This is a genomic window from Vibrio sp. ER1A (assembly GCF_000733315.1).
Classification (GTDB): Bacteria; Pseudomonadota; Gammaproteobacteria; order Enterobacterales; family Vibrionaceae; genus Vibrio; species Vibrio mediterranei.
Map to the genome: position 1 here is coordinate 1 of NZ_JPJA01000075.1, position 1,998 is coordinate 1,998.

At 36.9% G+C, this 1,998-nt stretch carries 5 protein-coding genes; all 5 read right to left on the minus strand.

What is annotated here, in order from left to right; all coding sequences use genetic code 11:
- Positions 1–181 (minus strand): hypothetical protein (locus tag HW45_RS29935; RefSeq protein ID WP_038225316.1); only part of this gene is annotated, 181 nt, incomplete at its 3' end.
- Positions 181–711, minus strand: coding sequence for a DUF2163 domain-containing protein (locus HW45_RS04800; protein WP_038225318.1), 531 nt, complete (start codon positions 709–711; stop codon positions 181–183). The genes HW45_RS04800 and HW45_RS29935, both read right to left, overlap by 1 nt.
- Positions 711–1,301, minus strand: coding sequence for a hypothetical protein (locus HW45_RS04805; RefSeq protein WP_038225320.1), 591 nt, complete (start codon positions 1,299–1,301; stop codon positions 711–713). Before HW45_RS04805 ends, HW45_RS04800 begins: the two co-directional genes overlap by 1 nt.
- Positions 1,302–1,402: 101 nt before the next feature.
- On the minus strand, positions 1,403–1,690 hold the full coding sequence (locus HW45_RS04810) for a hypothetical protein (protein ID WP_038225321.1): 288 nt from the start codon (positions 1,688–1,690) through the stop codon (positions 1,403–1,405).
- A gap of 8 nt (positions 1,691–1,698) precedes the next feature.
- On the minus strand, positions 1,699–1,956 hold the full coding sequence (locus HW45_RS04815) for a hypothetical protein (protein ID WP_038225322.1): 258 nt from the start codon (positions 1,954–1,956) through the stop codon (positions 1,699–1,701).
- Positions 1,957–1,998: the final 42 nt, after the last annotated feature.

Below are 1,998 nucleotides of genomic sequence, written 5' to 3' on the forward strand. Positions count from 1 at the left end.
AGTATTCTTTTGACGTTAATACTCCAACTGATTGTCTTAATGCCTTCATACCCTCTCTAATTGTCTTAAACTCAGGTACTATTGAAATATCGAAACCAGTAAGCTCCAATAACATTAAATTGCAATCGTAAACCCCAACTACATGGGGTTTATCTTTATACTTCTCTAATATGTGATTCATTATGGTTGACGCCACATTACGTCTTCATCTTGGTCAACAGTTGCGTATTGGAAGAACTTGTCGCCATTATGCAGTGCTTGATGAGTAGAGTTGTTTGCACGCATTAACGAAGGTGTCTTGTCTAAATCGAAAATACTTTTACAACTAAGTTTCAATGCCATGAAACCATCACGATAATTTATGTCGGTTTCTGGTGTCGAGCTCAGACCGACCCAGTACGGTTTCATATCCTGAATAACATTCGACCCTTCAGGAACAAAACACTTATATATCTTGACGGGCTTTCGTCTAAATGTGTTGTTATTAACGGACTCTTGGAAATCCACCGAAATGCCTGACAGTGTGACGTTTAGCGCCTTGCTGGACAGGGTATTTTCAACCGTAATTCGGTCAATAGAAAGTAAGGTACCAAATGCTTGATATGTATTACCATCATACTCGACGTCATAAGGCGCATCAGTTAATCGCATTATTTCGCCAGTTATACTTCTTAGGTCCAACTCCATAGCTGAACAGTAGAATCCACTCATTACATTACCTCTTTCATTTTCAAACTATATTCAGCACCATTAGCATATTGAATATCGAATACGTCACCGTTTAATCGAACAAGAGGCTCAGGTGAAAAGTTCATACGGGTCTTGATTACTTGAGCAAATCTAACAGCAGGGAATATTTCAACTTCTCTGTTAGGAAGTGCAGGCGTTAGTAACACGTATACTTTGCTGTCATTTGGGAATTGAAACTTGCTACCAGCAGGGATTTCACCAGAGAAACCAGATAACGTTAGTTTCGTTTGACCGATGGACACAGCAGTAGCAGTCATTGGTTTAACATCAGTGAATAAAGGATTGCAGTAACCCTTGCCGTCAGTGCTGTCTTGCAGTGATAGTTTGAATGGATTCAAACGACCACGAATACGAAGCATTAACGCTTCAAACTTCTTAATATCAAGGTCATTGATACACGTAATCTTCGCTTCGATTTCCATACTATGTAATCCACGAGATAACGCATTACCCTTACCATTTATAGATTCAGTATAAAATGAAGGAGTATTATGTTTGACCTTAACATCTGAAATGATAAACTCGTTATCACTTAAAATAATGTCTGTCATAAAATACCTTTTTGCAAAATTGTATAAGGGTATTTATGACAGCTACGGGCATTAAAAAAGGAAGCCGTTAAGCTTCCTTTAAGTATTCTTTGTATGCTGCGTCAATCATATCGGCTGGAATACATTTCATGTGCGTCCAAGACACGTTCAACGGTCTTTTTAAAACTTCCACCGCATTTTCTAATTTTAGTTTCATATTTCTCTTCCAACTCTCTAGTGCTGTCGTTAAGGTAATCGATAAAAATATCATGCGGGTATTCTTTAACCAACGGCAAATGTTCGTCAATTATGTTGTACCCTTCTTCAATACCGAAGGTTTCATAGATGTTCAGAGATATACGATGGAGAAGAGCTTTATTAGCAAGCTCGTCGTCCAAATCAAAGTTCATTGTCCACATTAGATAAATGCAAACTTACGTAGAATGTCAGTAACACATACTTCAGCAACCATAAAATCTGGAACTTCTAAATCCAGTCTTAAACCGTTTTTGTTTTTAGCTTTAATAATAAAGTTTTTGCCATTAACGGTTTTGATTGCTTCATATTCAAGTGAATCAAGTAAATCTGCTGTCTTAACGTTTGCACGTTCAACGATTACTTTATTTTCTGTGTATTCTTCCATTAGCTGTTTGCTTGTCTTAGTGTCAGTTTTCATATTCAAATCCTTTTGAAAGTTTCTATCTGATAATATTTATAT

Bases quoted from the DNA above. Each gene is read 5' to 3' on its own strand.
- HW45_RS04800 (WP_038225318.1), bottom strand. From the start codon at position 711: ATGAGTGGATTCTACTGTTCAGCTATGGAGTTGGACCTAAGAAGTATA.
- HW45_RS04805 (WP_038225320.1), bottom strand. From the start codon at position 1,301: ATGACAGACATTATTTTAAGTGATAACGAGTTTATCATTTCAGATGTT.
- HW45_RS04810 (WP_038225321.1), bottom strand. From the start codon at position 1,690: ATGAACTTTGATTTGGACGACGAGCTTGCTAATAAAGCTCTTCTCCAT.
- HW45_RS04815 (WP_038225322.1), bottom strand. From the start codon at position 1,956: ATGAAAACTGACACTAAGACAAGCAAACAGCTAATGGAAGAATACACA.